Origin of the sequence: Streptomyces sp. Tu 3180 (genome assembly GCF_009852415.1) — a bacterium.
In the GTDB taxonomy this organism is placed as follows: domain Bacteria; phylum Actinomycetota; class Actinomycetes; order Streptomycetales; family Streptomycetaceae; genus Streptomyces.
In genome coordinates, this window is the sequence record NZ_WOXS01000002.1 from 5,254,406 (window position 1) to 5,276,701 (window position 22,296).

24 protein-coding genes are annotated in these 22,296 nt (G+C 72.4%); 6 read left to right on the plus strand and 18 right to left on the minus strand.

The window, feature by feature from the left end:
• The first annotated feature begins 24 nt into the window (after positions 1-24).
• Positions 25-2,058: a thioredoxin domain-containing protein gene (locus tag GL259_RS24695; protein WP_166461550.1), complete on the plus strand. Its 2,034-nt coding sequence runs from the start codon at positions 25-27 to the stop codon at positions 2,056-2,058.
• A gap of 147 nt (positions 2,059-2,205) precedes the next feature.
• Here the strand turns inward: GL259_RS24695 and GL259_RS24700 are convergent, their stop codons facing one another.
• The 3 genes from GL259_RS24700 to GL259_RS24710 form a co-directional block, all read right to left on the minus strand.
• Positions 2,206-2,937, minus strand: a complete 732-nt coding sequence (locus GL259_RS24700) for a Mut7-C RNAse domain-containing protein (protein ID WP_159535515.1) — start codon at positions 2,935-2,937, stop codon at positions 2,206-2,208.
• Between the two features lie 64 nt (positions 2,938-3,001).
• Positions 3,002-3,634, minus strand: coding sequence for a TetR family transcriptional regulator (locus tag GL259_RS24705; RefSeq protein WP_159535516.1), 633 nt, complete (start codon positions 3,632-3,634; stop codon positions 3,002-3,004).
• Positions 3,635-4,031: 397 nt separating this feature from the next.
• Positions 4,032-4,745, minus strand: a complete 714-nt coding sequence (locus tag GL259_RS24710) for a hemolysin III family protein (protein ID WP_159535517.1) — start codon at positions 4,743-4,745, stop codon at positions 4,032-4,034.
• Between the two features lie 326 nt (positions 4,746-5,071).
• On the opposite strand from GL259_RS24710, the gene GL259_RS24715 reads away from it, so the two are divergent.
• Positions 5,072-6,892 carry a phosphoenolpyruvate carboxykinase (GTP) gene (locus tag GL259_RS24715; RefSeq protein ID WP_159535518.1) on the plus strand — a complete coding sequence of 607 codons (1,821 nt, stop codon included), beginning with the start codon at positions 5,072-5,074 and terminating at the stop codon, positions 6,890-6,892.
• Between the two features lie 176 nt (positions 6,893-7,068).
• On the opposite strand, the gene GL259_RS24720 is transcribed toward GL259_RS24715, so the two are convergent.
• The 4 genes from GL259_RS24720 to GL259_RS24735 are packed head-to-tail and all read right to left on the minus strand — an operon-like array spanning position 7,069 to position 11,463.
• Entirely contained in the window at positions 7,069-7,671 is a 603-nt protein-coding gene (locus tag GL259_RS24720; protein ID WP_243762379.1) for a hypothetical protein, read from the minus strand.
• A complete protein-coding gene (locus GL259_RS24725; protein ID WP_159535519.1) occupies positions 7,658-9,199 on the minus strand; it encodes a VWA domain-containing protein in 1,542 nt (513 codons plus the stop codon). The genes GL259_RS24720 and GL259_RS24725 overlap by 14 nt, the downstream gene beginning before the upstream one ends.
• Positions 9,196-10,371, minus strand: a complete 1,176-nt coding sequence (locus GL259_RS24730) for a toxic anion resistance protein (RefSeq protein WP_159535520.1) — start codon at positions 10,369-10,371, stop codon at positions 9,196-9,198. Before GL259_RS24730 ends, GL259_RS24725 begins: the two co-directional genes overlap by 4 nt.
• Before the next feature lie 15 nt (positions 10,372-10,386).
• Positions 10,387-11,463 carry a substrate-binding domain-containing protein gene (locus GL259_RS24735; protein ID WP_159535521.1) on the minus strand — a complete coding sequence of 359 codons (1,077 nt, stop codon included), beginning with the start codon at positions 11,461-11,463 and terminating at the stop codon, positions 10,387-10,389.
• Between the two features lie 285 nt (positions 11,464-11,748).
• On the opposite strand from GL259_RS24735, the gene GL259_RS24740 reads away from it, so the two are divergent.
• Positions 11,749-12,483, plus strand: coding sequence for an NUDIX domain-containing protein (locus GL259_RS24740; protein ID WP_159535522.1), 735 nt, complete (start codon positions 11,749-11,751; stop codon positions 12,481-12,483).
• On the opposite strand, the gene GL259_RS24745 is transcribed toward GL259_RS24740, so the two are convergent.
• From GL259_RS24745 to GL259_RS24755, 3 genes are read right to left on the minus strand one after another with little or no spacing between them, the layout of a single operon-like run.
• On the minus strand, positions 12,447-13,397 hold the full coding sequence (locus tag GL259_RS24745; RefSeq protein ID WP_159535523.1) for a hypothetical protein: 951 nt from the start codon (positions 13,395-13,397) through the stop codon (positions 12,447-12,449). The genes GL259_RS24740 and GL259_RS24745 overlap by 37 nt on opposite strands.
• Positions 13,398-13,814, minus strand: coding sequence for an ATP-binding protein (locus GL259_RS24750; RefSeq protein ID WP_159535524.1), 417 nt, complete (start codon positions 13,812-13,814; stop codon positions 13,398-13,400).
• The gene (locus GL259_RS24755) at positions 13,814-14,017 is read right to left on the minus strand and encodes a hypothetical protein (RefSeq protein ID WP_159535525.1); all 204 of its coding nucleotides are present in this window, start codon (positions 14,015-14,017) and stop codon (positions 13,814-13,816) included. The genes GL259_RS24750 and GL259_RS24755 overlap by 1 nt, the downstream gene beginning before the upstream one ends.
• Before the next feature lie 178 nt (positions 14,018-14,195).
• Here GL259_RS24755 and GL259_RS24760 point away from each other — a divergent pair, with 178 nt between their 5' ends.
• Together GL259_RS24760 and GL259_RS24765 are read left to right on the plus strand one after the other, a co-directional pair.
• Positions 14,196-15,050: a helix-turn-helix transcriptional regulator gene (locus tag GL259_RS24760; RefSeq protein WP_159535526.1), complete on the plus strand. Its 855-nt coding sequence runs from the start codon at positions 14,196-14,198 to the stop codon at positions 15,048-15,050.
• Positions 15,031-15,306, plus strand: coding sequence for a DUF397 domain-containing protein (locus tag GL259_RS24765; RefSeq protein ID WP_159535527.1), 276 nt, complete (start codon positions 15,031-15,033; stop codon positions 15,304-15,306). Before GL259_RS24760 ends, GL259_RS24765 begins: the two co-directional genes overlap by 20 nt.
• A 7-nt stretch (positions 15,307-15,313) precedes the next feature.
• Here GL259_RS24765 and GL259_RS24770 read toward each other — a convergent pair whose 3' ends face one another.
• From GL259_RS24770 to GL259_RS24795, 8 genes are all read right to left on the minus strand, one after another.
• The gene (locus GL259_RS24770) at positions 15,314-16,015 is read right to left on the minus strand and encodes a hypothetical protein (RefSeq protein WP_243762380.1); all 702 of its coding nucleotides are present in this window, start codon (positions 16,013-16,015) and stop codon (positions 15,314-15,316) included.
• Entirely contained in the window at positions 16,012-17,388 is a 1,377-nt protein-coding gene (locus GL259_RS24775; protein ID WP_159535528.1) for an SMI1/KNR4 family protein, read from the minus strand. Before GL259_RS24775 ends, GL259_RS24770 begins: the two co-directional genes overlap by 4 nt.
• A gap of 57 nt (positions 17,389-17,445) precedes the next feature.
• Positions 17,446-17,928, minus strand: coding sequence for a hypothetical protein (locus tag GL259_RS24780; RefSeq protein WP_159535529.1), 483 nt, complete (start codon positions 17,926-17,928; stop codon positions 17,446-17,448).
• A 503-nt stretch (positions 17,929-18,431) separates the two neighbouring features.
• On the minus strand, positions 18,432-18,674 hold the full coding sequence (locus tag GL259_RS38915; protein ID WP_243762381.1) for a hypothetical protein: 243 nt from the start codon (positions 18,672-18,674) through the stop codon (positions 18,432-18,434).
• Positions 18,675-19,058, minus strand: coding sequence for an SMI1/KNR4 family protein (locus tag GL259_RS38920; protein ID WP_243762382.1), 384 nt, complete (start codon positions 19,056-19,058; stop codon positions 18,675-18,677).
• Between the two features lie 242 nt (positions 19,059-19,300).
• The gene (locus GL259_RS38925; protein ID WP_243762383.1) at positions 19,301-19,474 is read right to left on the minus strand and encodes a S26 family signal peptidase; all 174 of its coding nucleotides are present in this window, start codon (positions 19,472-19,474) and stop codon (positions 19,301-19,303) included.
• Positions 19,444-19,722 (minus strand): S24/S26 family peptidase, encoded by a 279-nt coding sequence (locus GL259_RS38930; RefSeq protein WP_243762384.1) that lies wholly within the window; start codon positions 19,720-19,722, stop codon positions 19,444-19,446. The genes GL259_RS38925 and GL259_RS38930 overlap by 31 nt, the downstream gene beginning before the upstream one ends.
• Positions 19,723-19,748: 26 nt before the next feature.
• Complete coding sequence (locus GL259_RS24795) at positions 19,749-20,231, minus strand: hypothetical protein (protein WP_208026515.1); 483 nt, start codon at positions 20,229-20,231, stop codon at positions 19,749-19,751.
• 282 nt (positions 20,232-20,513) lie between these two features.
• On the opposite strand from GL259_RS24795, the gene GL259_RS24800 reads away from it, so the two are divergent.
• Positions 20,514-22,247 (plus strand): Ig-like domain repeat protein, encoded by a 1,734-nt coding sequence (locus GL259_RS24800; RefSeq protein ID WP_159535530.1) that lies wholly within the window; start codon positions 20,514-20,516, stop codon positions 22,245-22,247.
• The last annotated feature ends 49 nt before the right edge of the window (positions 22,248-22,296 follow it).

Consider the following 22,296-nt stretch of genomic DNA (forward strand, 5'->3'; position numbering starts at 1 on the left):
GCTCGGGTGAGTGAGACTGGAACCATGCCGAACCGACTGGCGCACGAGACGTCCCCCTACCTCCTTCAGCACGCCGACAACCCGGTCGACTGGTGGCCGTGGTCGGACGAGGCCTTCGCGGAGGCGCGCGAGCGGAACGTGCCCGTGCTGCTCAGCGTCGGGTACTCCAGCTGCCACTGGTGCCACGTCATGGCGCACGAGTCCTTCGAGGACGAGGCGACCGCCGACTACCTGAACGGGCACTTCGTGAGCGTCAAGGTGGACCGCGAGGAGCGCCCCGACGTGGACGCCGTCTACATGGAGGCCGTGCAGGCGGCGACCGGGCACGGCGGGTGGCCCATGACCGTGTTCCTCACGCCGGACGCCGAGCCGTTCTACTTCGGCACGTACTTCCCGCCCGAGCCGCGGCACGGCATGCCGTCCTTCCTCCAGGTGCTCCAGGGGGTCCACCAGGCGTGGGAGGAGCGGCGGGACGAGGTCACCGACGTGGCCGGGAAGATCGTGCGGGACCTGGCCGGGCGGGAGATCTCCTACGGGGACGCGAAGGTGCCGGGCGAGCAGGAGCTCGCGCAGGCGCTGCTCGGGCTGACCAGGGAGTACGACCCGCAGCGCGGCGGATTCGGCGGGGCGCCGAAGTTCCCGCCGTCCATGGTGATCGAGTTCCTGCTGCGGCACCACGCCCGCACCGGCGCCGAGGGCGCGCTGCAGATGGCCGTCGACACCTGCGAGCGCATGGCGCGCGGCGGGATCCACGACCAGCTCGGCGGCGGCTTCGCGCGGTACTCGGTGGACCGCGACTGGGTCGTGCCGCACTTCGAGAAGATGCTCTACGACAACGCGCTGCTGTGCCGCGTCTACGCCCACCTGTGGCGGGCCACCGGCTCCGACCTCGCACGCCGGGTGGCGCTGCGGACCGCCGACTTCATGGTCCGCGAACTGCGCACGCCCGAGGGCGGTTTCGCCTCCGCGCTGGACGCGGACAGCGACGACGGCACCGGCAGGCACGTCGAGGGCGCGTACTACGTGTGGACGCCCGCGCAGCTGCGGGAGGTGCTGGGCGAGGACGACGCCGACCTCGCCGCGCGGTACTTCGGGGTGACCGAGGAGGGCACCTTCGAGGAGGGCGCGTCGGTGCTGCAACTGCCGCAGCGCGACGAGGTGTTCGACGCGGCGCGGATCGACGGCGTCCGGGAGCGGCTGCTCGCGGCGCGCGCCGCCCGGCCCGCGCCCGGCCGGGACGACAAGGTCGTCGCCGCCTGGAACGGGCTCGCGATCGCCGCGCTCGCCGAGACCGGGGCCTACTTCGACCGGCCGGACCTGATCGAGGCCGCCGTCGCCGCCGGTGACCTGCTGGTGCGGCTGCACCTCGACGACCGCGCCCGGATCGCCCGCACCAGCAAGGACGGCCGCGTCGGCGCCAACGCCGGTGTGCTGGAGGACTACGCCGACGTCGCCGAGGGCTTCCTGGCGCTGGCGTCGGTGACCGGTGAGGGGGTGTGGCTGGAGTTCGCCGGGCTGCTGCTCGACCACGTGCTCGCCCGTTTCACCGACCCCGCCTCGGGCTCCCTGTACGACACCGCGGCCGACGCGGAGCAGCTCATCAGGCGTCCGCAGGACCCGACCGACAACGCCGTCCCGTCCGGCTGGAGCGCCGCCGCGGGCGCCCTGCTGAGCTACGCCGCCCACACCGGTTCCGAGCCCCACCGCACCGCCGCCGAGCGGGCGTTGGGCGTGGTGAAGGCGCTCGGGCCGCGGGTGCCGCGGTTCATCGGGTGGGGGCTCGCGGTCGCCGAGGCGGCGCTGGACGGGCCGCGGGAGGTCGCGGTGGTCGGTCCCGCTCCGGACGATCCGGCGACGAGGGCCCTGCACCGTACGGCGCTCCTGGGCGCGGCGCCGGGAGCGGTGGTCGCCGTCGGGACTCCGGACAGCGACGAGTTCCCGTTGCTCGCCGGGCGGCCGCTGGTCCGGGACGAACCGGCCGCGTACGTCTGCCGCAACTTCACGTGCGAGGCGCCGACGACCGATCCCGACCGGCTGCACGCGGCACTGGGCGGCTGAGGGGGCGGACGGACCGGGCGCTCCGGGCCGCCCGGACGGCGCGGGGCCCGGGTCCGGCGGGCCCGCCCGGCGGAAGGAGCACCGGCGCGGGGGTTCCCGCGGGCCGGGCCCGGGACGCCCCCGCCCGGCGGTGACCGGCCCGGCCGCTCAGCCGTCCTGGGCGTTCCGGCTCAGCGCGCGCTCCACGATCGCCTCCAACTGCTCGTGGTGCGCGCCCCTCCAGTAGGCGCGCCCGCACTCGCCGCACTGCGCGAACACGTCGTACGTGCGGTGGGTGCCGCCCTTCAGCTGGTCGGCGACCTGCTCCTTGGTGGCCTCGCGCAGCAGGCCGTTGCAGGCGGTGCAGCGCGTCCAGGGCCGCAGCTCGGGACGGAACCGGTCCAGTACGTACTGGAGTTGCTCGTCGGGCCGGGTGCTGTAGACGAACGCGCCCGCCCACAGCTCGCGGCGGCGCAGCAGTCCGCGGTCGCGGCTGAGCATGACCCGCTTCTCGGCCGCCGACCGGGCGGCCAGCGCCGGGTCGCCGATGTCCGTCGCCTCGTACGCGGTGTCCACGCCCAGCAGCCGCAGCCGGCGGGCGAGGGTGCCCAGGTGCACGTCGAGCAGGAACCGCAGCGGCGATCCCGGCACCCGTTGCGGGTGGGCGACGGCGCGCACGGTCACCGACTCGCCGGCGGCCGGGACGTGGCCGGCGAGCACCTCGCGGCCGTCCACGAGCAGCGCGCCGACCTCGGTCAGCGGGACACCGAGGGACTCGACGACGTGGCCGAGGCTGGAGACGCCGTCGGTGGCGGTCTTCGTGGTGCCCGTGGGCCGTGCCTGGGGGACGAAGAGGAGCAGCTCGGGGGCGAACTCGACGTGGATCTCGGGACCGTTCACCCGGCCAAGGATGTCATGGGGACCGCGTGCCCGGCCCGTGCCGTCCGGCACCGGCGGCCGGGCCTCAGCGGCGGGGCAGGTCCTCGAAGGTGGCCAGGGTGCGGTCGATCAGCTCCGGCAGGTCGTCGCGGCAGTCGCCCTCGACCCAGTAGATCAGCGTCTCCATCAGGGCGCCCATCAGTCCCATGGCGTAGACCCGCACCTCGAGGTCGTTCTCGTGGCGACCGGTGCGCTCGGCGACGATCCGGCACACGAGGCGGCCCGTGACGGACATGCTCTCCACCAGCCGCGAGCGCACCTGGGGGACCTCGACCATCAGCCGGGCCCGCAGGATCATCTCGTCCCGCTCGTGGGCCGGGTTGTCGGTGAGCGCCATCGCCATCGCCTCGTGGACCGCCCAGCGCAGCGACTCCAGCACCGGTTCGTCGGCCGGGCGCCGCCGCAGCAGCTTCTCCAGGAGGGGGTCGTACTCGTCCGTCAGGACGATGTCCTCCTTGGCGGGGAAGTAGCGGAAGACGGTGCTCTGCGAGACCTCGGCGCGGTCCGCGATCTGCTCGACGGTGGTGGCCTCGTACCCCTGCTCCTTGATCAGGGAGTAGGTGGCCTCCCTGATCGCCATGCGGGTCTTGATCTTCTTCCGTTCACGAAGACCCAGGTGGCGGGCCGCCTCGGGAACGGGGGTTCGTGCCGTGGTCATGCCGTCATTGTCCGTCATCCGCCTTCCGCCGGGCCATGGCCGGGGAGGGACCCGCTTCCGGTCCGGGGCGGTCCTGGGCGGCCCGGGCGGCGCTGTCCGGCTCCTGCGGTGTCCGTCCGGCCGACGGGGCGGCGGGGCGCGGGTCCGGCAGGAACAGCGCGGTCAGGGCCGCGGTCACCAGCGGCGGGGGTCGGCGTGCGCGCGTTCGACGGAATGACGGTGGCCATGAAATGAAGGTAACTCTCAAAAGAGAGTACGTGCCGGTCATCGGGGCTGCGTGCGGCCGTGCGCGGCCGCGGGGCGGCGATCACGGGGCGGCGGTCGCGCGCCGGGCACGGAAAAGGCCGCGGCGTCGACGCCGCGGCCCGGATTCGGCTGGGGTGGGGGGAGGGGGTGCCTACGCGTGCTGGTAGGCCACCAGGGAGATGCCGATGTAGTGCGCGATGAAGGCGGCCAGGGTGAGGGAGTGGAAGACCTCGTGGAAGCCGAACCAGCGCGGTGACGGGTTGGGCTTCTTGATGCCGTAGACGACCCCGCCCACGCTGTAGAGCAGGCCGCCGACGACCACCAGGACGAGCACGGCGATGCCGCCGGCGCGCAGGAAGTCCGGGAGGAAGAAGACGGCGGCCCAGCCCATGGCGATGTAGCAGGGCGTGTAGAGCCAGCGCGGGGCGCCGACCCAGAAGACCCGGAAGACGATCCCCGCGGCGGCGGCCGCCCAGATGCCCCACAGCAGCCACCGCCCCTTGGAGTCCGGCAGCAGCAGGATGGTCAGCGGGGTGTAGGTGCCCGCGATGATCAGGAAGATGTTGGCGTGGTCGAGCCGGCGCAGCACGCCGTCCATGCGGGGGCTCCAGTCGCCCCGGTGGTACAGCGCGCTCACGCCGAACAGCAGGCAGGCGGTCAGGGCGTAGATCCCGCAGGCGAGACGGCCCCGGGGTGAGTCGGCGAAGGCGGTCAGGACCAGTCCGGCCACCAGGGCGGCGGGGAACATGCCCAGGTGCAGCCAGCCGCGGAGCTTGGGCTTGACCGGATGCGGCAGGGAGGTCGCCACCGGGCCGCGGCCTTCGGCCGACGGGTCCGTGGGCGCGTCGGGGACAAGCTCAGTCATGGTCGCATGGTACCTACGGAACCGTAAGTTATGCCTCGGGGCATCGCGTTGGACGCGCGACGTGGTCATCGTCTCACAGCGCTCCACGAAATCGTCACGCAAAGAAACGGTCAGGACGGCCCAACGCGCGTGTAAAGCGGCAGGAGAAACCGTGGTCATCGTCACGTTGCTCACTTGTGCGCTCCTCTGGACAGATGGGCGCGGACGTCGGATGATCAAATGAGTGCGGTCGGCACCGGATGAGCGCCGAAGATCCCACCGGGAAGCATCCGGGTCGCAGCCCCCACGGGGCCTCCAAACCGAAAACCCCTCATTTAGGAGCAATCGTGGCGAGCGACATCGCGGCTCCCAGCGTCCCCACCACCCACCAGGGACTGATCTCCTGGGTCAACGAGATCGCAGACCTGACACAGCCGGACCAGGTGGTCTGGTGCGACGGCTCAGAGGCCGAGTACGAACGTCTGTGCGAGGAGCTCGTCGCCAAGGGCACCTTCAGGAAACTCGACCCGATCAAGCGCCCGAACTCCTACTACGCGGCCTCCGACCCCACCGACGTCGCCCGCGTCGAGGACCGGACCTTCATCTGCTCCGAGAAGGAGGAGGACGCCGGCCCCACCAACCACTGGAAGGCCCCCGCCGAGATGCGGGAGGTCTTCACCGGTGAGAAGGGCCTGTTCCGCGGCTCCATGCGCGGCCGCACCATGTACGTCGTGCCCTTCTGCATGGGCCCGCTCGGCTCGCCGCTGTCCGCCATCGGCGTCGAGATCACCGACTCCGCGTACGTCGCCGTCTCCATGCGCACCATGACCCGCATGGGCCGGGCCGTCCTGGACGAGCTCGGCGACGAGGGCTTCTTCGTCAAGGCCGTGCACTCCCTCGGCGCCCCGCTGGAGGAGGGCCAGGAGGACGTCCCCTGGCCCTGCAACCGGACCAAGTACATCTCGCACTTCCCCGAGGACCGCGAGATCTGGTCCTACGGCTCCGGCTACGGCGGCAACGCCCTGCTCGGCAAGAAGTGCTACGCCCTGCGCATCGCCTCCGTCATGGCCCGCGACGAGGGCTGGCTCGCCGAGCACATGCTCATCCTCAAGCTGACGCCGCCGCAGGGCGAGTCCAGGTACGTCGCCGCCGCCTTCCCGTCCGCCTGCGGCAAGACCAACCTGGCCATGCTGGAGCCCACCATCTCCGGCTGGACGGTCGAGACGATCGGCGACGACATCGCCTGGATGCGCTTCGGCGAGGACGGCCGCCTCTACGCGATCAACCCCGAGGCCGGCTTCTTCGGCGTCGCGCCCGGCACCGGCGAGCACACCAACGCCAACGCCATGAAGACCCTGTGGGGCAACTCCGTCTTCACCAACGTCGCCCTCACCGACGACAACGACGTGTGGTGGGAGGGCATGACCGAGGAGACCCCGGCCCACCTGACGGACTGGAAGGGCAACGACTGGACCCCCGGGTCCGGCACCCCCGCCGCCCACCCCAACGCCCGCTTCACCACCCCCGCCGCGCAGTGCCCGATCATCGCGCCCGAGTGGGAGGACCCCAAGGGCGTGCCGATCTCCGCGATCCTCTTCGGCGGCCGCCGCGCCAGCGCCGTACCGCTGGTGACGGAGTCCTTCGACTGGAACCACGGTGTCTTCCTCGGTGCCAACGTGGCCTCCGAGAAGACCGCCGCCGCCGAGGGCAAGGTCGGCGAGCTGCGCCGCGACCCGTTCGCCATGCTGCCGTTCTGCGGCTACAACATGGGCGACTACATGGCGCACTGGATCGACGTGGCCAAGGACAAGGACCAGTCCAAGCTGCCGAAGATCTACTACGTCAACTGGTTCCGCAAGAACGACGAGGGCCAGTTCGTCTGGCCCGGCTTCGGCGAGAACTCCCGCGTCCTGAAGTGGATCGTGGAGCGCCTGGAGGGCCGGGCGGAGGGCGTCGAGACCCCGATCGGCGTCCTGCCGACCAAGGAGGCCCTGGACACCGACGGCCTCGAACTGTCGGACTCCGACCTGGACTTCCTGCTCACCGTCGACAAGGACGTGTGGCGCGAGGAGGCGTCCCTGGTCCCCGACCACCTCAACACCTTCGGCGACCACACACCCAGGGAGCTGTGGGACCAGTACCACGCCCTGGTGAAGCGCCTGGGCTGAACCGCCCGGCGCACACAGACTCCGCGGCCGGTTCGAGGATGCCCTGACCAGCGATCGTCACAGCCGGCCGCGGAACACACCGGCGGGGCCCCGCACAACGGCGTGCGGGGTCCGGGCCTGCCGCCGCCACCCCGTCCGCCCCGACGGGACGGGCGACGGCAGGCCCGCCCGCCCGTTCACTTCGGCCGGTCCTCCAGGTACCGGGTGTGCGACTCCTGCCGCCGCGCCTCCGCCTCGCGCAGTACCCGGGCCAGCCGTTCCGCCTCCGCCCGCAGGAGGCCGAGCTGGCGCTCGAGATGGTGCTCGGGCGACTCGCTCCCCGGCGCCATCCGGGTCCACCACCGCGTCCGCACGTAGCTGTCGACGGCCTCCGGGAGGTCCCGGCGCACCGTCCGGGCCAGGACGTGCACGCCCTCCGGGTCCTGGGCGAGCAGCTCACCGCTCCACCCGGGGTCGAGCAGGGCGCCCAGCAGCTCCGTCAGGCCGCCGAGCTCGCCGGCCGCGGCGGACGGCAGGTCGACGTCCTCCAGATAGGTCCGCAGGGTCGCGAAGTCGGCGCGGACCGCGTCCAGCTGCGCGGACGGGTCCGGGAAGTCCGGCGGCGCCGGCCGCTCCGGCGGGGCGATCAGCGCGCCCGCCCCGTACAGCCCCGCCACCACCACCGGCCAGTACGGACCGGCCACGCCCGTGAAGGTCAGCACCAGCCCCGCCAGCCCGCCCGCGCTCCCGGCCAGGTTCTTGCGGGACTCCAGGTACGCCATCGCCCTACTGGTAGCCACGGATCTCCTCGAACGCTCCGTCGAGCGAGCCCTGCCCGTCGAACAGCCGGCCGCCGGTCAGCTCGGCGATGTGCTCCAGCTCCGCGCGGTCGGAGTCGCCGAACAGGATGGGGAAGACGGGGATGTCCCGCCGGGCGCCGGACAGCTCCCGGTAGAAGGCGTCGAAGTCGCCGGCCCCGGCGCCCGCGGTGTTCTCGCCGTCCGTCATCAGCACGATCGAGGTGAACGTGTCCTCATCGGCGCCCAGATGGTCGTAGGCCCTCCGGAGGGAGGTGTAGATCGCGGTCTCGCCCTCGGCCCGCAGCGCCCCGGTGTCGCGCCGGATCGCGGCGAGCCCCCGCTCGGGATCGGCGGGGCCGACGACATGGGTGCGCACGCTCTTCACCGCCGAGCCGAACGGCATCAGCGTGACCTCCTCGCGGTCGCGGAAGTCGCTGGTCAGGTCGGTGAGGGCCTGCTTCAGCCGGCTGAGGCGTTCGCCCTCCATCGAGCCGGAGGTGTCGAGGACGTACACCGTCCGCGAGGGGCGGCGCAGCTCGTTCTCGTACGCGTCGAGCAGGCCGTCGGCGACGGAACGGCTGCCCGGGAAGGGCAGCTCGCGCCGCCTCGTCGTGTCCAGTCCGGCCGCCGGCGGCACCGAGGCGACGACCGGACGGCGGCGCGTGTGATCGGTGATCAGCCGCTGGACGGCGTCCGTGCGCAGCGCCTCGGCCACCCGGCGCACGTCCTCGCGGGTCGCGGTGCCGGTGGCGGCGAGGGAGGAGAGCGGGTAGTCGGCGGTGACGACGCCGTCCTTCGGGCGGATCACCGTCAGGTTCTTGAAGCCCTTCAGGACGGACTCGTAGTTGAGGAGCGCGTCGACGTCGCCGCGGCGGGCGTACGCGCTCGCCAGCCAGCCCGAGGAACCCGAGGTCAGCTTCTGCCCCCGGAAGAACTCCTTCATCCGCGGCCCCGCCTTCGCCACGTCCGCGTCGGTGAGCGCGGACTGCGCCCCGGAGAGCGCCGAGGCGACCGAGACCAGGGTGGAGAAGCCGGAGTTGGAGCGGGCGGGATCGGTCATGCCGTAGCTGAGCCGCCCGTCCCGCACGGCCCGCTCGACCTGCGCCCAGGTGACCTCCTCCGGCGTCCAGCCCAGCTCCTCCACGGTCGCGGGCCTGACGCCGACGGCGACGGGGCTGGACATGACGGGCGTCTCCGAGACGATCCTCTTCGCCGCGTCCGGGCGCAGCCGCAGGTAGTCGTTGGAGGACAGCCACACGGCGTCGTACCTGCCGTCCGTCTCCCCCTCGGCCAGCATGTCCACGGCGTCGAGGGTGCCGATGTAGGTCGGCCGGAGGGTGATCCCGGTGTCCTTCTCGACCCGTTCGAGGACCGGTGCCATGTCGCCGAGTTCGCTGGAGGCGAGGACCCGCAGGGTGCCCGGCTCGGCGGCGTACGGGTCCGGGTCCTCCCGGGTGTCCGGGGCGGCCGTGCACGCGGTCAGCAGGACGCCGGCGGCGAGGAGGCCGGCCAGGGAGCGCCGTCTCATCCGAGGCCCCCTTCCAGCGCGCCCTGCGCCCGGCTGCGCTCCAGGTACGTGCTCGCGTGCCGCAGTTCGGAGGTCAGGTTCTCCACCGTCGCCGCCATCGCCTCGGTCGCCTGCACCTTGTAGGTGTCGATGGCGTCGAGGGTCCGGTAGATCTGCTGGAACGCGGTCCGCAGGGTCTCCGCCCCGACCGCCGGGTCGGCGGCGATGCGCTGGACCTCCCCGCTCTGCGTCGCCAGCATCTCCGCGTTGCCCCGGATCAGCTCCTCGGTGGTGCCGCGCAGGGCGTCGACCTGCTCGACCACCTTCTTCTGGTGGTCCAGCGCGGACGCCAGCATCACGGAGATCCGCAGCGCCGACACGGTGGTCGTGGCCGCCCGGTCCACGCCCTTGATCAGCTCGTCGTTGTTGCGGCGCACGACGTCCATGGCGAGGTAGCCCTGCGCGCACACCGCGAGCTGGGTGAGCAGGTCCTGGTGCTTCTGCCGGACCGGGAAGAGCACGTCGGCACGGAGCGAGTCGGCCCGCGCCGGGTCGGTGGCCTCCACGCCCGCGACGTGCTGCTCCACGGCCGTGTCCAGGGCCTCCGCCAGCACGACGTACTCCTGGAGCTTGCCCATGGTCTCCCACAGGCGGACCCGCTCCGTCTGCAGCGCGGCGTTGTCGCGGCGCAGTTCGTCCTGCCCGCCCCGCAGGGAGCCCACGATCCGGTTCAGGGTGCCCTGCGCGGAGGCGTACCTGGCGACGTGGTCGCGCAGTTTGTTGCCGCCGGGCAGCCGGGAGAGGAACCTGCGGCCCTTGCCCGCGGGCAGGTCCCGCGGGTCCAGGTCCTCGACCACGCGCCGCAGTTCGACGAGCGAGCCCGCGACCTTGGACTGGGCGTCCCCGCCCTTGCCGGGCAGGCTGCGGACCGTGCGCTCCAGCATGCGGTTGGACTGCGCGGTCGCGGTGCGCATCTCGCCGGCGCCCAGCGCGGTGATCTCGCCGACCTTCCCGGCGAACTCGGGCGAGCGGGCGTCCAGCGCGGCCAGGCCCTCGACGTACGCGGCGGCCTTGGCGGCCATGTCGGCGCGGACGCCGTCGTCGACCGGGACGAGTCCGCCGGCCTTCTCCCGCGGCACGGGAGCGACGGCCTCGGGCGGGGTGAGTATGAAGTCGCCGTCAGTGGTGCTCACTTGGTGTGGTCCCCCTTATCCGCGCGCCCGTCGCGCCAGTTCGTGCAGCACCGCGGAGGTGGGCACGGGCGCCTGGCGGACGCCGGTCAGTCGCTGCTTGAGGTAGGCGGTGCGGCCCACGGTGGCCGCCGCGAACTCGGTGACGTCGCCCTGGGGGCGGAAGCCGTGCCGGACGGCCAGCTTCCGCAGCGCCCTGTCCTCGCCCAGGAGTTCGGCGAGTTTCCGGCCGTTCCCGGTGAGCGGGACGACGGTGTGGTCACTGTTGACCGTGGTGTCCGGGTAGAGGACGACGAGGTCGTCGGCGTTCTGCTGCTCGTCGAGGAGCGCGGCCACCTGGGACTCGTAGACGAGGACGAGCGGGTTGCCGGCCCCGCTGACGAAGTCCCGGAACGCCGCGTCCGTGCTGGACTGCTGGGCGCCCTGGACGCCGACCAGCTTGCGCAGCAGGGGAGCGGTGCGCTCGACCTCGGCGTCGCTCGCGACCACCTTGCCGCCGTTGGCGACGTAGGAGGCGGCGGCCAGGTACAGCGCGCCGGAGTTGGAGCTCTCCGGGTCGGTGCTGGAGACGTAGAGGGTGCCGGTCAGCTCCCCGTACTTCTCGGCCCCCTCGAGCTGCTGCCAGGTGCGGTCGCGCTCGGCCGCGTCGAGGAAGGCGTCCATCCTCAGCGTGCCCGGGTTCTTCCCGTCGAGCACCGCCAGCCCGTTGCCGGCCAGCACCTCGGCGGCCCCGCGGCGGGACACGACGACGAGGGGCGAGTAGAACGGGCGCGGGAGCATCCCCCGGACCCCGTACTTCTCGGCCAGCTCGGCGGCGGGCGCACGGCTGGACGGGAACGCCAGGTCGTACCCCTCGAGGTCCAGCCCCTCCATGGCCCAGGACCCGGAGGTCTCGGCCTCGACGGTGTAGCCCTCGGCGGCGAGGGCCTCCACCACGTCCGGATCGGCGAAGAACTCCGCCTTCTCCGATCCGATCACCATGCGCACGGTCTTCGTTGCCGTGCCCGTCCCCCCGCTGTCCCGGCCCGCGACGACGGCTGCCACCACGCCACCGACCAGCAGGACCGCGAGGACGATTCCCATAATCCGTCTCACGCCCGGAGCATCCCGCCGGAATCCAACGTTCCCCGGCGGCCCCGGTGAACGGGCGGTGTCCGGGCGATACCGGTACGCAACGGGAACCAGCCACTCCGGACCCCGCTCCGCCCGGACCTCGCCGTCCGCGACCCGCACCCCGAACGCGAGGCGGTCCCCCGGGCCGACGCCGGCTCCCTCCCGGAGGCGTCCGCGGACGGCCGTCCCCCCGAAGTCACGGCAGGCACCGGCCGTACCGGGCGCCGCGTGCGGCGTCCGGCTCCCGGCCACGGATACGGTCCCGGCATGGATCTCTTCGCCGCCGACCGGCTGCGGCTGGTCGAAGCCCCGCCGCCCCGGCTGTCCCCGCGGGACCGGCGCGCCATGGACGACGCCTGGGACGCCGCGGTCCGGGCCAACCCGGCCCTGTTCGACGGGCCGGTGGCCGGGTGCACCGGCCTGGAACACGACGAACGCCACGGCCTCGTCCTGACCTGGGTCCGCGCGACGTACCGGTACTACGTCCTGCGCAAGGTGCCCGGCGCGACCGTACGGCTGCCGTCCCTGTTCGTGTCGGTCGCGCAGCCGGCGGACGACGGGCGGCTGCTCGTGGGCCGGATGGCGTCCTGGACGACCTCACCCGGCCGCTGGCAGCTCCCGGGCGGCTCGGTCGAGCCCCCGCCGGACGGCGAACCCCTCGACCTGGCCGCCCTGCGCCGCCACGCGGCCCGGGAACTGGCCGAGGAGACCGGTGCCGACACCCCGGCCGACGACCTCACCCCCTGGCAGGTCACCCGGGGCGCGAACGGCAGCGTCGGCGTCCTGTTCCAGGCCCCGCCCCGTCCGGCGGCACGGCTGCACGAACGCCACGCGACCCTCACGGCGGCCGAACGCGCCCTCGGCCGCACCCCGGAACTCGACCGGCTGGCCCTCGTCCGCTCCCACGCCGACCTGGCGGACCTCACCGGCCCGCACGTGTCCTACCTGGCGCCGGTCCTGTGCCGTCACGCCCGGTCCTGGTCCGAGGCCGCCGGGCCGTAGTCCTGGAACCAGTGGACGTCGAAGTGGCGGGCCGTCGAGAACGGGTGCTGCGGGTCCGTGAGCAGGCGGTGGACGAACTCCCCGGTCGTGCCGTCGAACCGCTCCCACGAGTCGGGGACGTCCTCCTTCGCCAGCACGGGCCACCTGTCCGGGTCGGGGTCCCCGGTGAGCCAGTAGAACCCGTCCGACTGCTCGCTGCTCGCCCACTGCAACAGCCCCCCGGGGGCCGGGTACACCGGGTACGGCTCCCACAGGTCGCTGCCGTGCGTACGGGCCCACTCACCGAGCCACTCGGTGTGCCGGACGATGTCCGAGCTGTCGAAGGGCGCGTCGGGAACCTGGAGTCGCAGGTACCCGTCGAAGGCGCCCGCCCCGCCGAACATCTCGGCGAGCCGCTTGTAGTCGCTCGGCAGCCCGGTCCCGAGCCGGGCCTCGACCGCCGCCCAGTCGACGGTCCGCGCCCGGTTCGTGTCCCACCCGGTGACCGCGACGATCCCGTCCACCCAGGACGCCGGCTCGGGCATGCCCGCCGCCGGGTCCTCCCGTTCGGCGACGAGCACCACGAGCCGGACGTCGCCGTCCCCGGTCCGGGTCGTACCGCAGCCGATCCACCGGTCCCCGTACGCCCACGCCCGCATCTCGACGACCCGCTCCCCGAACGGCGTCAGGAGCGGCAGCCCGGTCCGCGCGCTCGCCGCGGGGTCGGCGGTGCCTCGTCCGGCGAGGCCGCGCGGGCTCCCGAACCGCGAACTGATCGCTTCCTGGAGCTCCGCGAGACCGACCTCCGCCGGCGGGACCAGGCACACGTGCCCCGCCGCATGCCCGTGCGTCCCGCACACCGGCCTGTCCGCACGCTGAGCGGTCAACCGGTGGACGGTCGACAGCAACTCCTCCACCACGTCCATGGCCGTCATTCAAACGGACACCACTGACACCGCACCCCGGCCCGGGACGTCACCGTCCTCCGGCAACCCCGCCCCCAGCTCGCACCACACGGTCTTGCCGCCGGGCCCCTGCGCCACGCCCCACCTCACCGCCAGCGCGTCGAGCAGCGCGAGCCCCCGCCCCGACTCCTCGTCGGCGCCCACCGCCACCCGCAGCAGGGGCAGCGCACGCGGGTCGGGATCGGTGACCTCCAGCCGCGTGCGTCCGCCGTCGCCGCACCCCGCCCGCACGGTGACGGGAACGCCCTCGCCGAGGTGCCGGATCACGTTGGTGACCAGCTCGCTCGCGCAGAGCTGGACGTCGGCCCCGTAGGCGCGCAGCGCCCGGCGCACGCCGGACACCCCGGCCGGGGTCGCGAGCAGTTCCAGCGTCGTCGTCGGCCGCATCACTCGGCCCCCTCGCGGAGGGCGGCGGTCAGGGCCCGGGCGGTGAGGAGGTTGCAGGTGCCGAGCACGATCAGGGGCCGGGTGGGGCAGCGGGAGGCGAAGGCCGGCAGGTCGACGCCGAGGGACGGCAGGGTGATGCCGTGCGCGGCGAGCGCCGCCCGCAACTCCTCGGCGCAGGCGTCGGCTTCGGTGGGGCTGTGCATGGGGTTCACACCTTCCAGTGCGCTGTGTCACGAACCGCTCACACTCTGCCGCCGGTCGGCGTAGCGTGACAGCCCTTCGGCATCCCGGCCCTGAACTGCACGGATGCGGTACGGGAGGCGGTAGCGGCCGGGAAACACCGGGAAGCGGGCGGTAACGGCACACCAAGGACGGTGAACGATGGGGCAGCGCAAGGACATCGACGGTTCGACGGGCGTCCCGACCTTCTACGGCAGCGAACTGCGCTGGAAACGGGAGGAGGCGGGGCTCACCCTCCAGCAGCTCGTCGAGGGCAGCTTCTACGGCCCGAGCCACCTCAGCGAGATCGAACGCGGCACGCGCCGGATGCCGGCGGAACTGGCCGAGCACGTGGACAAGGTGCTCGGCACGGACGGGTTCTTCCGACGGCGCTGCGAGGACGTGCGACGGGCGAAACGGCGGGGGCACGCGAGCTACTTCGAGCGGGTGCTGGAGGCGGAGAAGCACGCGGAGACCATCGAGGAGTGGTGCCCGACGCTGATCCCGGGGTTGCTGCAGACGGAGGCGTACGCGCGGGCGGTGGTGAGGGCGACCCACCCGCTGGCACCGGTCGAGGAGGTGGAGGAGAAGGCCACCGCCCGACTGGCACGGGCTCTTCTCTTCAAGGAGAACCACAAGACTCCGGTGTACTGGGCCATCCTGTCCGAGTCCCTGCTCCGCCAGCCGATCGTTCCACCGGACCAGGCAGCCGAACAGTGGGATCACATTGCAGGGTTGACCCGGCGGCATCGAATCGTTCCACAGATCCTTCCGTGGAACTGCGGTGCGCACCCGTTCATGTTGGGCACAGCCAAAATCATGACCTTTGCTGATGCGCCACCGCTGGTCTACACGGAGGCGCTGCACAGCGGGGACACCATCGACGATCCGGGCCTCGTGAGGGAGTACCGCAGGTCGTACGATCTGCTCAGGGCCGCCGCGCTACCTCCGGAGGCGTCCCTCGCCCTGATCGAGCAAGCGGCTGAGGATGGCAGAAATGGCGAGCAACGGGATTGACTTGAGCACAGCCGTCTGGCGCAAGAGCACGTACAGCAACGGTAGCGGCGGCGACTGCGTCGAGGTGGCCGAAGCCTTCCCCGGCGCAGCCCGCTGGCGCAAGAGCACCTACAGCAACGGCGACGGCGGCGACTGCGTGGAGGTCTGCGACGCCCACACCGCCGTGGTCCCCGTCCGCGACTCCAAGGTCCCCCACGGCCCGGTCCTCACCTTCACGGCCCCGGCCTGGACGTCGTTCGTCGCCTCCCTCGAGTGATCCGGGGTCAGTGCTGGTTCACGGGGAAGACGGCCGCCGGGTCGCAACGCTTCGGGCAGGCGAGCAGGTAGACCTCGTTGCCGAGGAACAGAAGGTAGGCATCGTCCCGGATGCTGTAGGGCTGCACCGGGGCCCCGGGGCGGACACCGAACTCCAGGTACTCCGGTACCTGGCAGACGAACGCCATCTCCGCACCGCACGCGCACCGGTAGTACTCGGGTTCCTGCGCCCAGGCTGCCGTGCCCCCCACCTTGAAGTGCATGTCGAACGGCCCGTGCGCGTCCACGAAGGGCCGCAGGGTCAGGGGCAGGGCCCGCACGGCCGGTTCGGGCTCCGCCTCCGGTGTCCCCGGGTCACGCTGGAGCAGCACCCGCCAGAACGAGCCCGGGAACGGCGGCTGCGGAGCCTCCCAGAACCGTGGCACGAGGCGTCCGTCGGCCGTGACCGGGTCGGACGCGTCGTGGTGGCGGGCGCAGTGGAAGACCGACAGGTGTTCTCCGCCGAAGAACTCGATGTCGTCCGGCAGATCCAGTTGGAAGAACAGCGCCATCCGCTCGCCGCAGAAACACCGCGGCCACTCCTGGTCGTCGTCGAAACAGGGCCACCCGCCGACCGAGTTCCGGGCCGGCCGGTCCAGCGGCTCGGTACCGATCTCGACCAGGTACTCGGGCGGCGCCGCCCACCCCTCCTCCAGTGCGTCCTCGCTCACCGGTCGGTGTCCGGTCGGCCTTCGAGGACCGTCCGGGTGATCAGGGGCCGGTCCCACAGGGCGAGGAGCTCGTTCGCGAGGTCCAGGATCGGAAGCGGGGGTCGTGCGCCCTGCACCTCGATGCCGGCCGCCGACAGGCTCCGCGGGACCGCGCCCGCGTCGAGCAGGACGCGCCACTCCTCGGGGCCGAGGCTCAGGTACTCCAGACCCGTCAGCCCGGCGATCTCCAGGGGATCGGCGAGCGTGCCCGGGTAGGCGGTGAGGGTCCGCAGACGGGGAAGTCCGGCGACCGGGGCGAGGCCGATCGGCTCGCCCTCCCACACGCCGATGCGGAGCACTTCCAGCTCGGGACGGGCGGCGGCCTTCACACTCCGCAGGGCGCGGATGTTCACGTGGGCCACGGCCGGGTTGTCCTCACGCCCCGTGTACCAGGCGTCACGGCGGTTGACCACCATGTCGGTGAGGGAGTCGGCACGCAAGGAGGCGCCGATGGTCCGCTCGTGGTCGATCATGACGACCTGCCCGCGGTGCCCGCCCGGGCCGGGCGTCAGGTCGAGGGCCACCCGGTCGCCACCGCCGTTGTCGCCGAAGACGATCCAGCCGGGCGAGCCGACGAGGCCCTGCACGGCGGCGTCCGGCGCGGTGACGACCGCGTCGTTGGCAGCGAACTGCCAGGGGCAGGGACGGGAGGCCGCGTCCGCGATGTACAGCCCGTCCAGGGAGAAGAGCTCGCAGCCGACGGCGTCGGCGACGCGCCCCGCCGCCTCGTAGTCGTCGCCCCAGTCCTGCCACTGCGCACGGGTGACGCGGTAGAGCGCCTTGAGCTCCTCGGGCAGCGCGACACCGAGACGCGCCTCCGTTTCCGCGATCTCCTCCTCGGTGGCACCGATGGCGTCGGGGAGCCGCTCGCGCAGGGTCCGCTCCAGCAGCGCCGGGTCCGCCGACGGCGCCGGCGCCGCGCCCGGGACCTCCTCGGGCAGGCGCCGCCAGGGCTCGGGAACGGCGCCCTCGACCAGGAGCAGGGCTCCCACGAAGGGGCTGATCACGCCGTGCTCCACGGCAGGGCCCAAGTCGACGACGTGAAGCAGCGTCCTCCCGTCCGGCGCCGTCTCGACCATGTACGAAACGCTGCTCGCGCCGTCGGCCCTGAGGGCGTCCTGGACCCGTTCCACGGCGGTGAACTGGTCCTGCATGTCCGCCACCTGGAGGGCTCGCCCCGGCACCGGGTGCGGCTGCGGCGCGGGCAGGGTCCAACTGCCGAGAGTGATCTGCCCCGTGAAGCAACCACCCGGCGCGGCGAGCTGCTCCGCGTTGGCGTCCCGCACCAGCCGCAGCAGCGGCTCCCAGGTCGTGAGGTCGTGTATCGAGGACAAGGTGTTCTCCGGTCGGTTGTCGAGGGCGGGGAGGCGACGGGGGCGCCGCGGGACGGCTCAGTCACCCGAGTATCCGAAGATGCCCAGGTGGGTCGGCTCGGGCTGGTCATCGGCGTGGAGGAGGACGTACACACCCGTCCACCGCATCCGGCACTCGTCCAGCAGCGTCTCCCCGGGGCCGGGAGGGAACCGGGCGGCCGTGCGGGCGTGGTCGAGGAGTTCCGAGAAGCGAGCCGGTGTCGGCCGGACGGTGCCGAAGTGGTGCAGGACGCGCTCGTGCCTCAGGGGACGCAGCGTCCCGTAGTCCTCGACGGCGAGCGGTGTCGGTGCTGCGGTGGAGTGGACGACCCGCTGGATGTCGAGGACGGAGTGCGTTCCCTCCTCGCCCATGAACTCCTCGTCGGCCCAGAGGTCGTCCAGACAGCCGTACATGTCGTCGTGGCCGTACAACTCGTCGAAAACCCGCCGGTGCAATGCCTCCAGCGACTTCTCGACACTGCCTTCGTACGCGGTGACGTACTCCCACCCACTGGCGCCCACGGTCGCCCCCCTCCGTCATGGATCGGCGTGATCCTAGGGCCGCCCACTGACATGGAGCGGCGCGGCCGCCGGACGGGGCTCCGATCGGCCGGCGCGTGGGCGGGACGACGGCGCTCTTCTGACCCGGCGCGCGGTGCGAGCGCCTCGCCGCCGGCGGGCGCCGTGGGGTGTGGTCCGGTGTCACCGAAGGAGAGGAGGCAGTCGTTCCCGAAGTTCTCGGACAGCAGCGCAGTGAGTCCCCAGCACACGCTGGTGAAGACGGCAGCGGTCACCACCGAGCAGCCTCCGGGGCTACGCAGCACGGCAGTGTCCATGCACAGGACCTCTTCGGTCGAGCAGTCTTTCGGCTGACCCCACTGCTCCTACTGACACGGGGCCGGACGGACCTGGGGCAGGAATTCCCAGAAAGGGCCGTCGGGCGCCCGGTTCCTGGAACACAACGTGACGTCCCTTCCCCTGAGATGGTCGAGCAACCACTCGCTGAACGTCATTTCGTACTGGGTTCAGGCCGGACTGGCGAACTCCTGGACCACGACACGCCAGGGTGACGAGGGCTCGTCCGGAACGCGAAGGAAGATCGCCTCGCCCGTCACGGCCGTGGCCACCGGCATCAAGTCGCCGGGGTTCGCTCCCACCGGGCTCGGCAGGAACTCCACCCTGTCCTCGTCGCGCCAGAGCTCGAGATCCCCCCTGATCCCTTCTCCCAGATTGTGCAGAAGATGGCCGGCAGGATGCGACACGTACAACTACCCGTTGATCACGACCGAACCATAGGCGTCCACGATCTCACGGAAGTCCGCGGGAAATTCGATACCGAGTTCCTGCTCCAGTCCGGTCCATGGTGCCGGATCCGACCAGTTGAACCGGGGTTCGCCCAACAGGGCCTGTATCTCCGCGAGCGTTGTCACCACGAGGGGACCCCACACCTCCAGAAGCTCAGCCGTCCACACGACCTCTTCGAAGTCACCCGGTTCGGGGAAGTACTGCCGGATGACCTTCGCGTCCCGCCGGACGCCGTGTTCCGGCGTCGGACCGGCATCCGCGCCGCACCCGGCGACCAGCACACCAGTGAGTACAAGGCACAGCGCGGCCACCGAGCGGTATCCGGCCTTCAGGTGCGGCCGGTGCATGGTGGTACTGCCGTGTCCGCGATCCGGGAGCGCTGCCCGGCCATGTACCCCCCGATGCCCAGCCCGGCCCCGACCAGCGTCAGCAGGGCTCCGACGGCTCCCAGGGCCAGTGGCCACAGTGACGTGGCCGGCTCGTCCCGGACGCGGCCGCGCACATCGGAGGCCGTGATGCTCCCCGGCTGTTCGCTGAGGAAGTAGCGCGAGTCATGGGCACTGGCCCGGTGATCACCGAGGAGGAACAGTCACCCCTCCGGAACGGTCACGTCGTACGGGGCTCCTGCCGGGGCGAACCCGTCGCGCTTCACATATGGTTCGTCGATCTCCTTGCCGTTCACCGCGACTCGCGTACCGTCGCGGGACTCCACGTGATCACCGCCCAGGCCGATCACCCGCTGCAGGACCGGTGCGCCCCGCACCGTCCCGGCACACTGACGAGGACGACGTCGCCGCGGCGTATCTCGGCTTCGTCGATGCGCTCCATGGTCAGCCGCCCGCCCGGACGGTAGGTGGACCGCATCGCATCGCCCGCGACGGTGATCTGCTCCCGGTCCAGGACGCCGGTGCGCGCGATCCCAGCGGTGGCTCCCAGCAACAGGACCAACCCCAGCGGAACCAGCACCCGGGCAGCGACCCTGAGTCCGCGGCCCGCACGTTGCGACTGCACGAACGCCCCTCCCTGTCCGTCCCTGCTCAGCTGCCGTGGACCGAGCGGCCCGGCTGGAACGTCGGGTCAAGGCCGTACTCCGCGACACCGAAAGGCTTGAACTCCTTGTCCGCAGGGACCCGGTACAGGAATTCCGAGGTCGACATTTCATACCTGCACCACTCGCCGGCGTCATTACCCTGCTCGAGGCTGTACGAGCCGAGCGGGACCCAGGTGCCGGTGTCGGCGTTCTGGTCCTCGGTGACCGCGGGCTCACTCGTCGGCCCCCGCGACAGCGTGTACTTCGCCGTCGTGGCCGCGCCCGTCGCCTTCGGGTACTTCACGTACGCGGTGTACGTGCCGTCCTCGGGGACGTCGAGCGTCCACGTGAAGGCATCCGTGCCCGTACCGGCCGCGTGCGTGCGGTGGTCGTAGCCGTGCTGCCCGGCGAGGTCGCCCTTCGCCCAGGTGCCGGTCGAAGAGGTGTGCTGACTGTCGGAGTCGTCCACCAGGACCACCGACTTGCCCACCGGCACACCGTCGTCCGCCTTGGACTTCGGCTTGCCGTCGGGGAATGGCGCACGGAACGGTGCCGGCGGGGACGCGAGCGGAGGTGGCCGGGCGGGCGAGCTGCCCGCCGGCGACGGCTGATCCCCACCGCGGGACGCGCGCGGGAACGCGAACCCCGGGGGAATCCGGATGTGTCGGTGTACGCTCACCAACCTCGCACGACCCGAACGGCTGTTCCCGCCTCCCGGAGGCGGGGACGGCCGTTCCGTACGGGTCGCCGACACAGCCTGTGGGGGGCACAGTTGAATACAGCACGACGATCCAGACGTCTCGCGGCCACGCTGCTGGCCGGCGCGCTCGCCGGCGGCGGCCTCACCCTCGCCGCCGCGCCCGCGGCGCACGCGGCGGCCTCCGACCTCGTGGCCAAGCTGCCGATCTCCTCGTTCTCGGCGCTGGCGGTCGACTCGGCGCACCAGCGCGTGTACGTCGCCGACAGCAACCTGGGCAGCTACACCAACACCGGGCTGATCGCCGTCTACGACTTCTCCGGTGAGCGCGTCACCACCCTCAGCACCCAGCGCCACGTGTCCGGCCTCGCGCTGAACGCCGACGGCAGCACGCTCCACGTCGGCGGCCGCGAGGGGATCCTGCGGTACGACACCGCCACGTACACGCCGCTCAGCGCGGGGGTGGCGGGCACGGACACCTGCGGGCGCAGCCTGGCCTTCGCGGGCGGCAGGGCGTACCACACCACGCCGTACGCCAACTCCACCTCGGAGTGCGACGCGACGCTCACGTACCTGGACAACCACCAGACCGACAACACCTGGCAGCGCACCGGCTGGCAGGACCACGGCAGGCTCCAGCTGGAGGCGGGCCCCGGCGACCGGCTGATGATGGGCCAGCCGCTGAACGCCAAGGCCGCCGACCCGTTCCTCGCGGTGTTCGACGCGAGCGGCGAGACCCTGGTGCGCACCGCCGGCCGCCGCTTCGCCGACGGCGAGGGCAAGGGCGCCCTGAACCTCAAGGACATGGCGTTCTCCCCGGACGGCACCAAGGTCGCCGTGGCCGACGCCTCCGCCGGCACCCGGCTGCTCAACACCACCGACCTGTCCGACGCCCGGGCCGGTTACCCGGCGCTGCCGTCCGGCGCCGCCGCCTCCGCCGTCGCCTTCAGCGGGGACGGGGCGTACCTGGCGCGCGGCGCCTCGGCCTCCGGCGCGACGCCCGACCTGCTGCTCTCGCCCGCCGATCCGGGGGACGCGACCGCGCCGCTGGAGTTCGCCTTCGAGGGCAGCCTCGACGGCGACCGGGTCGCGCCGCGCGGCCTGGAGTGGTCCGCCGACGGCTCCCGGCTGTTCGCGGTCACCACCAACGCCGCGGGCAGCCAGTACTGGCTGCACGTCATCCAGCCGCCGGCCGTCCAGTACGACGCCCGCTTCACCGGCGGGCTGACCCACAGCCCCGCCCGGGCCGTCGCGGGCGAGCCGCTGGCGGTGCGCGGGAAGCTGGAGTTCGACGGCCCGGCCCCCGCCGAGCCGCCGAAGGTCACGGCGACCCGCACGGACGCGAACGGCACGCACGAGCTGGGCACCGCGACCGTCAAGGCGGACGGCACCTTCACCGTCCTCGACGAGCCGGACCTGACCGGCGACGCCACGTACACCGTGTCGTTCCTCGGCGACCTCACCCACCGCCCGGCCGCCGACGTCACCCACACCGTGTCCGTCGGCAAGGCGGCCAGCTCGATCGCGCTCACGGCTCCGCAGGAGGCGTCGATGAGCACCGGCGTCCGCCTCACCGGGACGTTCACCGCGCAGGGCAGGGCGCTGCCCGAGCGGGCCGTGCTGAAGGTGGAGCGCGCCGACCGGCTCGGCACCGGCACGCTGTCGTCGGTGACGGTCGCCGCCGACGGCACCTTCACCGTCGACGACCTGCCGCGCACCCGGCGGGAGACGACCTACACGGTCAGCTGGCCCGGCGACGACCTGCACGAGGGGTCCACGGCGTCGGCGACGGTGTACGTCACGCGCTGACCGCGCCGGAAACGCCGACGGGGCACCCCGGGCGCGCTGCCCGGGGTGC